Annotated in this window: 7 protein-coding genes and 1 pseudogene; 4 read left to right on the top strand and 4 right to left on the bottom strand. The window is 52.1% G+C overall.

Annotated features, from left to right (window positions below; genetic code table 11):
- The 3 genes and pseudogenes from HPC37_RS10525 to HPC37_RS10515 form a co-directional block, all read left to right on the top strand.
- Positions 1 to 1,509: pseudogene (locus HPC37_RS10525) on the top strand (PTS ascorbate-specific subunit IIBC); the annotation flags it as partial.
- A 45-nt stretch (positions 1,510 to 1,554) separates the two neighbouring features.
- Entirely contained in the window at positions 1,555 to 2,025 is a 471-nt protein-coding gene (locus tag HPC37_RS10520) for a PTS sugar transporter subunit IIA (RefSeq protein WP_208123067.1), read from the top strand.
- 14 nt (positions 2,026 to 2,039) lie between these two features.
- Positions 2,040 to 2,690 (top strand): 3-keto-L-gulonate-6-phosphate decarboxylase UlaD, encoded by a 651-nt coding sequence (locus HPC37_RS10515; protein ID WP_208123066.1) that lies wholly within the window; start codon positions 2,040 to 2,042, stop codon positions 2,688 to 2,690.
- Between the two features lie 56 nt (positions 2,691 to 2,746).
- Here HPC37_RS10515 and HPC37_RS10510 read toward each other — a convergent pair whose 3' ends face one another.
- Genes HPC37_RS10510 through HPC37_RS10500 form a run of 3 tightly spaced genes read right to left on the bottom strand, consistent with a single transcriptional unit; the run spans position 2,747 to position 6,116 of the window.
- Complete coding sequence (locus HPC37_RS10510; RefSeq protein WP_208123065.1) at positions 2,747 to 3,751, bottom strand: LacI family DNA-binding transcriptional regulator; 1,005 nt, start codon at positions 3,749 to 3,751, stop codon at positions 2,747 to 2,749.
- Positions 3,748 to 5,193 (bottom strand): glycoside hydrolase family 32 protein, encoded by a 1,446-nt coding sequence (locus HPC37_RS10505; RefSeq protein WP_208123064.1) that lies wholly within the window; start codon positions 5,191 to 5,193, stop codon positions 3,748 to 3,750. Before HPC37_RS10505 ends, HPC37_RS10510 begins: the two co-directional genes overlap by 4 nt.
- Positions 5,193 to 6,116 carry an aminoimidazole riboside kinase gene (locus HPC37_RS10500; RefSeq protein WP_208123063.1) on the bottom strand — a complete coding sequence of 308 codons (924 nt, stop codon included), beginning with the start codon at positions 6,114 to 6,116 and terminating at the stop codon, positions 5,193 to 5,195. Before HPC37_RS10500 ends, HPC37_RS10505 begins: the two co-directional genes overlap by 1 nt.
- Before the next feature lie 172 nt (positions 6,117 to 6,288).
- Between HPC37_RS10500 and HPC37_RS10495 the strand changes: the two genes are divergently transcribed.
- A complete protein-coding gene (locus HPC37_RS10495; RefSeq protein ID WP_208123062.1) occupies positions 6,289 to 7,713 on the top strand; it encodes a sucrose-specific PTS transporter subunit IIBC in 1,425 nt (474 codons plus the stop codon).
- A 67-nt stretch (positions 7,714 to 7,780) separates the two neighbouring features.
- Here HPC37_RS10495 and HPC37_RS10490 read toward each other — a convergent pair.
- Positions 7,781 to 8,075, bottom strand: a 295-nt coding sequence (locus HPC37_RS10490; protein WP_208123061.1) for a hypothetical protein, incomplete at its 5' end; no start/stop codon positions are given.

The following is an 8,075-nucleotide window of genomic DNA, read 5'->3' as shown; positions in this document are numbered from 1 at the left end:
TATTCAGGCTATGGGTGATAATTACGGCTGGTGGGCTATGCTGTTATTCTCGCACTCTTATTAAACATCTTGCTGGTTGTCTTCCGTCGTTTTACGGGCATTCGCACCATTATGCTGACAGGCCACATCATGTTCCAACAAGCTGGCCTAATTGCCGTATTCTATATGATTATTGGCGCTTCAATGTGGGAAACCATCATCTATACAGCTGTTTTGATGGCGTTGTATTGGGGCATTTCGTCTAATATTATGTATAAACCAACCCAAGCGGTAACAGGTGGGGCTGGTTTTTCTATTGGTCACCAACAACAAATTGCTTCATGGATTGCCGTTAAACTTGCACCAAAATTGGGCAACAAAGAAGATAATGTTGATCATCTAAATCTGCCAAAATGGTTACACATTTTCCACGACAGTATTTCAGCAACCGCTATCGTTATGACTGTGTTCTTTGGTATCATTTTACTGTCTTTCGGTTTAACTAACCTTCAAGCCATGGCAGGAAAAACGCACTGGACTGTTTATATTTTGGAAACAGGTCTTAAATTTGCCGTCGCCATCCAAATTATTGTTATGGGTGTTCGGATGTTTGTTGCCGAGCTTTCAGAAGCATTTAAAGGTATCTCAGAAAAACTTATTCCTAACGCTGTATTGGCCATTGACTGTGCCGCAATTTATGCATTCTCACCTAATGCGATGGTATTCGGTTTCATGTGGGGTGCAATTGGTCAGTTTATTGCTGTGGGTATTTTACTTACGATGGGTGCACCAATCTTAATCATCCCAGGATTTATTCCAATGTTCTTCTCCAATGCCACCATTGGGGTATTCGCTAACCACTTTGGTGGCTGGAAAGCTGTCATCAAGATTTGTTTAGTCATGGGTATGATTGAAGTATTAGGCTCTGCATGGGTTATCCATCTTCTTGCCACTCAAGGCGCTATCTTCAATGGCTGGATGGGCATGGCTGACTGGGCGCTATTCTTCCCACCAGTACTACAAGGTATTGTTAGCATTCCATTCTTCTTCTTTATCATCCTCGCACTTTGCCTTGTCTACATGGCTTATGCATCAAAACGCTTACGCGCAGATGAAGCAGCCGCTGCCGCTGCTGGCAAAACATTAGAACAAATGGATGGCTATAATCTAGACGATCTTGACCAAGATACAACTGTCGCGCCAACAACAGAAGCTACTGTCGCCAGCGACGAAAAACCAATTCGCATTTTAGCGGTTTGTGGCAGTGGGCAAGGTTCTTCAATGATGATGAAAATGAAAATTGCCAATTATCTTGATAAACGTGGTATCCCTAATATTATGGATTCATGTGCTGTGACAGATTACAAATCTCGTCTTAATGATGTTGATATTATTGTGTCATCACGCCACTTGGCAAATGAAATTGAAGTAGGAGAAGGAAAAGCGGTATTAGGTGTACAAAATATGCTAAATCCAAATTCCTTTGGTGATGAATTGGTTGAATTAATCAAACAACATCATGCTCGCTAATCAATCATACTCGCCTACTTCTTTGGTGGGCGAAAAGGAGACAATATGAACTTAAAGCAATCGCTTATTGAAAATAACTCTATCAAGCTCAATCAACATGCAGCAAGCTGGCAAGAGGCAATTAAAATTGGCACTGATATGCTGGTCAAATCTGGCGCTATTGAGCCGCGCTATTACGACACCATTATTGAGTGCATCAAAAAAATGGGGCCCTATATTATTCTAGCGCCTGGCCTAGCGATGCCCCATGCCCGCCCACAAGACGGCGTGAACCGTACAGCATTTGCACTGGTAACATTAACCGAGCCTGTCTATTTTGAAAGCGAGCCTGATCCTGTTCACGTTCTCATCACACTTGCTGGTAGTGACTCTAACAAGCATATGCAAGGATTAATGGAAATAACCCAAATGCTCGATGACCCAGACAGTGAAACAGGTGTTGATTTAGACAAAATCTTACGCTGCAAGACTCACGATGAAGTCTACACTGTGATTGATAATGCATTAAATTCATAACATTGAGGTATATTATGTCAAAACCTTTACTCCAAATTGCGCTGGATTCACTTGATCTTAAAACCGCGCAAGAAACTGCACAAAATGCGGCTGATTCTGTCGACATTATCGAAATCGGCACCATTTTAGCCTTTGCTGAAGGTATGAACGCTGTTCGTACTCTGCGCAGCGCTCACCCAAATCACATTATTGTGTGTGACATGAAAACAACGGATGGCGGTGCTATTTTAGCTAAAATGGCCTTTGATGCGGGAGCTGATTGGCTGACAGTATCAGCGGCAGCACACATTGCCACTATTGAGGCCTGTAAAAAAGTCGCTGACAGCTATAATGATAATCGTGAAATTCAAATAGAAATTTACGGTAACTGGACATTTGAAGATGCCCAAAATTGGGTTGATCTTGGTATTAAGCAAGCGATCTATCACCGTTCGCGTGATGCCGAACTTGCTGGCAAAGGATGGACAGAACAAGATCTAGAAAAAATGAGAAAACTCTCTGCCCTTGGCTTAGAAATTTCCATCACAGGTGGGATTGTGCCTGAAGATATTCACCTCTTTAAAGGCATCAATGCCAAGACTTTTATCGCAGGGCGTGCTCTAGCAGGCGAGAAGGGAAAGGTAACCGCACAACAATTGCGGGATGAAATTAATAAATATTGGTAAACCGCTTCACCTAACTAACCGCACTTTGCTAAAACCGCACTTTAAAGTGCGGTTTTTTATCGCCAGATGATGTCGGCGGGGATGATTTTGTTGGTGGGGGTTTCGCCTTTAAGGCTGAGTTGGATGCTGTCAAACAGGGCGGTGGCGATGGCGCGGTGGTTTTGGCGGATGGTGTGAATGGGATAAGGCAGGCAATCAAGCAGGCTGTAGTCGTCAAAGCTGGCGAGGTGAAAGCGCTCACCGATGCGGTCCAGCCAGTGGTGTTGTTTTAAAAAGCGCAGCACGCCCTCTAAAATGGCATAGGAGCCGGTGAACAGCGCCTGCGGCAGCCGCTGGTGGGTGGCATAAAGGGCGCTGATGGCGTTGAACGCGCTTTCTGCCTGATAGGCACTGTGCACCACCCACTGCGACTTGAGGGCAATGCCGGCCTCAATCAATCCTTGCTGAAACCCGTTGAAGCGCTCCACACTCGGGCGCAGGTGAGGCTGCCCGCCGAGGTAGGCAAATTCGCTGATGCCAAGCGGCTTGGCCAGTTGTGTCACCAGCTCGGTCACGGCGCTGGCGTCATCGGTCAGCACCGCGGGGAAGGCGCCATCACCCGTGGCGCGGTCGAGCTGCAACACGGGCACGTCAAATTGCGCGCGGGCGTAGCGTTGCATGCTCGGCTGCGAGGGCGTGGTGATCAACAAATCAATTTGCCGCTCCAGCAGCCGCTCGATGGCTTGATCTTCCAACTCGGTTTGCTCATGGGCGCAGGCGATCAGCAGCTGCAAGCCATGCTCGTGGCAAAGTTGTTCAAGGTGCGTGCAGGTGGCGGCAAAGCCGAGGTTGGCAAAATCGGGGATCACCATGCCGATGGTATTGCTGCGCTGGGCTTGCAGCGCCTTGGCGTAGACATTGGCGGTGTAGTTGTGCGCGCGGGCGATGTGCAGCACCTTGTCACGCGTTTCGGCCTTGATGCGAAATTTGGCCGAATGGCCGTTGAGCACAATGCTGGCGGTGGTTTTCGACACGCCAGCCAAGCGCGCGATGTCGTTTAACGTCAGGCGTTTTTTGCTCATTCACTCACCTCATCACACCGCACTTTGGCCACCTCTGCCACCATCACGCGCGAGCTTGTCAGCACAGGCTCACGTGCAGGGATAAAAAAGCGCGAGGTCATGCTCTGCGCGCCTTCGTTGATGAAAATTTCGATGATCGAATGGTCGATAAACATTTCCAGCGAGCGCAACTCGCCGACCTCGCACTGACGCACGCTGCCCCATTGGCGCATGGTGTCCGTCTGCTCACTCAAAGTGCGGTCAAGGCGCAGCGTGTTGCCGTCATAACTTAGCCGCAGGCACTGCCCTTGCGGGTTGTCGAACAGCGTCCAGTCAAACGGCTTGCCGTCACACGCCGCGCGCAGCCGGCAGCAGTCTAGGTGCGCAATGGTTTGCCGGTCGCCGAGCGTGACGCGCACCGCACTTTCGCATTTGGCGTGAATTTCTGATAGCACACGTTGGCAAAGTTTGCCGCCGCGTAGTACCAGCTCGCGCGGCAAGGTCAGCATCGAATGCCAGCCATAGGTGTCGGTTGGGTAGGTCAAATCCGGCAAGCCGCACCAGGCGAGCATAATGCAGCGCTGGGCTTGGTTGACGGTTTGCGGGGCGTAAAAATCAAAGCCGTGGTCAATCTCGCCAATGGCATCGGCATAAAAATCCAGCCCCTTGCGTGTGCCAAGGGCATAGAGCGCGTGGTAGTTGTTTTGCAATGTAGTTGCCTGCTGCGCCTTGCCCTGCGGGGAGAACAAGAACAGATCGCGCCCGTCGCACTGGGTCAAATCTGGGCATTCCCACATAAACACATCGCGGTTATCAAAGCCGTGCAGCGCCAGCTCACCAAGCAAGTGCGGTTGCGCGTGGATATCGTCCATCACATAGAGCAACGCCGTGCCCGTTTTGTCCTCACGCTGGACGCCGCAGACAAAATAGACTCTGCCATCGCCTGCCACAAAGGGTTTTGGGTCGCGGAAATGTTCGCTGTAGCCTGTTGGGCTGCCTGCAATCAAGCTGCGCTTGCTAATGTTGCCGGCGCTATCCATCAACGCGAGGTTTTGATATGGCACGCGCACATTCTCCGCCCCTTGGCGGGTGTTGCCGGTGTAAAACAGCGCGAGCCCCTCCGCCGTGCACAGCGCACCGCCCGAGTAGCAGCCGTGGGATTCAAACACTTCATCCGGAATCAACGGTGTGGCGCGTTGGTAGTGATGAAAATCCTGCGTGGTCAAATGCGCCCAATGCTTCATGCCATGCAGCACACCAAACGGGTACCACTGATAAAAAATGTGATACCGCTCGCCGTCAAACACCAGCCCGTTAGGGTCGTTCAAAAGCCCTGTGTGGGGCGCGATGTGAAAGTGCGGTCGAAAGTCCACATCGCGTTGCACTTGCGCTCGCAGCGCGCTGAGCTCACCGCACTTTGCCGCGTGCAGGCTGCGGTATTTGCCTTGGTTGAAAACGTGCATCAGCTCTCCTGTTGTGCTTGGACTGCCGCGCTATCGGGCAGTGCCGACATCGCTCCTTTGGCGGTGGTGGCCAGCGCGCCACAAATCGCCCCTTGGCGGACGCACGCAACAATCGTCTCCCAGTTTTGCCACTGGGCGTGTTGCGACAGTGCCGCCAGCAGGCCACCGACAAAGGCATCGCCCGCGCCGGTGGTGTCGACCACCTGCACGGTAATGCTCGGAATGACCGCACTTTGCGCTTTGAAGCACACCTGCGCGCCTTGCGCGCCGAGGGTGACCAGCAAAAGTGCGGTTGGGTATTGCGCGCGCAGCTGCGCGATGGCCTCATCAAGCGCGCTTTGGCCGGCCAGCAGGCAGGCCTCTTCTTCAGAGAGTTTGATCACATCACAGTGCGCCAGCACGCGTCGGACCTGCTCAAGCATGGCCGCGCGTGACGGCCACAGGCTTTCACGCAAGTTTGGGTCAAAGCTGACAAAGCCGCCTGCGCGTTTGATTTCAGCTATCGCATGGTGGGTGGCGCTGCGGCTGGGCTCATTGAGCAGCGCAATGGAGCAGCAGTGCAGCCACTGGCCGGGGGCAAAGTGCGGTATCTCCGCAGGCGTTAGAAATTGGTCCGCGCTGGGGTTGACCATAAAGGTGAAGCTGCGCTCGCCGTGCTCGTCAAGCTCCACCACCACGGTGGAGGTGCGCTGGGTTTCGTCAAGATAAAGTGCGGTTGTCGCCACGCCCTCGGCTTGCAAGGTGCGCGCCATAAAGCGCCCGAACGGGTCAGCGCCCACTTTGCCGATAAAGGCACTCTCGCCACCGAGGCGTGCAATGGCCACCGCCACATTTGCCGGCGCGCCACCTGGGCAGCGCAAATAATGCGCGCCATCGGGGATCAGATCCACCACCGCATCCCCTAAAAGCCAAACTGTTGTCATAATGCTCTCCTTAAATTTAAGAAAAGTGTAGCTAAACCGATTCAGATAAGCAACTCAAAGCGCTTATTTTGTGATCACAATCACAAAACTAAAACGTTTTAGCAAAATGATCTGGCATTAGCTGTAACGTTTTAGCTATACTCACCTCATCGTAATACAATAAGGAGAGCTTATGAATGTTGACCAAATCGCCACGCAGCTGACCGCCGCGCTCGGTGGCAAAAACAATGTTGCCGCACTCGCCCACTGCGCCACACGGCTGCGCATTGTGCTGCAAGATGAAAGCCTGATTGACAAACAAGCTATTGAAAATATCGACGGCGTGAAAGGCCAATTTGCGGTGGCTGGCCAATACCAAATTATCTTCGGCTCTGGCACCGTGAACAAAGTGTACGCCGCGCTCAACAGCCAGCTGGGCTTGGGCGATATGAACAAAAGCGATGTGGCCGCCCAAGCGGCGCAAAAGCAGCCGTTGCTCCAGCGCTTGGTCAAAGGCTTGGCGGATATTTTTGTGCCGATTATCCCCGCCATCGTCGCTGGCGGTTTGTTGATGGGGCTAGCCAATGTGTTCACCGCGCAGGGGCTTTTTATTGAAAATCAATCGTTGATTGACGCCCACCCGCACTTGGCGGATTTGGCGGCGATGATCAACACCTTTGCCAACGCGCCGTTTGTTTATTTGCCGATTTTGCTGGCGTTTTCAGCCAGCCGCAAATTCGGTGGCAACCCGTTTTTGGGCGCCGCCCTTGGGATGCTGATGGTGCACCCGGATTTGCTCAACGGTTGGGGCTTTAGTGCCGCGAGCCTTTCAGGCGAGATTCCGTATTGGGATATTTTTGGGTTCCATATTGAAAAAGTCGGCTACCAAGGCTCGGTGCTGCCCGTGCTGGCCGCCACTTGGATTTTGGCGCAGTTGGAGCTGAACTTGCGCAAAGTGATTCCGTCTGTGTTAGACAACCTGTTAACGCCGTTGCTGTCGCTGTTTATCGCGGGTGTCTTAACCTTCACCTTTGTTGGCCCCATCACCCACAAACTCGGCTTTTGGCTTGGCGACGGCCTCACTTGGCTTTATGACAGCGCGGGCTTTATTGGCGGTGCCCTGTTCGGCAGCCTTTATGCGCCGATTGTCATCACCGGCATGCACCAAACCTTTATCGCGATTGAAACCCAACTGCTGGCCGACATCGCCCACACTGGCGGCACGTTTATCTTCCCGATCGCGGCGATGTCGAACATCGCACAAGGCGCGGCCTGTTTGGCGGTGGTGTTCTTAAACAAAGACGCCAAAGTCAAAGGGATTGCCCTGCCGTCAGGCATCAGCGCCCTGCTTGGCATCACAGAGCCTGCCATGTTCGGGGTGAACTTGCGCTTCCGCTACCCGTTCATCGCCGCCATGATTGGCTCAGGCGTGTCCAGTGCCTTTATCGCCTTTTTCCACGTCAAAGCCCAAGCCCTTGGCGCGGCGGGCCTGCCGGGCATCATCTCCATGAAGCCAGAAAGCATTGTGATGTACTCCGTCGGCATGGTGATTTCATTCGCCGTCACCTTCGCGCTGACCATCGTGCTCGGCCTGCGCCAAAAACGCAAACAAGCCTAAACACCAAAGTGCGGTTAACCGCACTTTCTCTCGATAAACCAAAGTGCGGTCAATGCTGACCGCACTTTTAATTTTCTACTGTTATCATCGAAAAGCGGCAGATGTTGTCGCGCTCGAGGTTGCACGGGGTGAGGTAAAAAGTGCGGTTATCATGCGCCAGCGATTGCGCCAAGATCAGTTTGTCGTCACTTTTAGTCAGCACGTAATACAGTGTTTGATTGAGCGCAATCACGGGGTATTCTTGGCGGAACGCGGGGCGGAAATAGCCGAGCATAAAGGCGGAAATAACAAAATAAAGATAAATCCCCAATGCCAAAATGGCGAGATTATGCTTGTGGCTGGTCACCACCGCTAAAATACTG

Origin of the sequence: Spirabiliibacterium mucosae (assembly GCF_014884965.1) — a bacterium.
Classification (GTDB): Bacteria; Pseudomonadota; Gammaproteobacteria; order Enterobacterales; family Pasteurellaceae; genus Spirabiliibacterium; species Spirabiliibacterium mucosae.
This window is presented reverse-complemented; position numbering and strand designations above follow the sequence as displayed.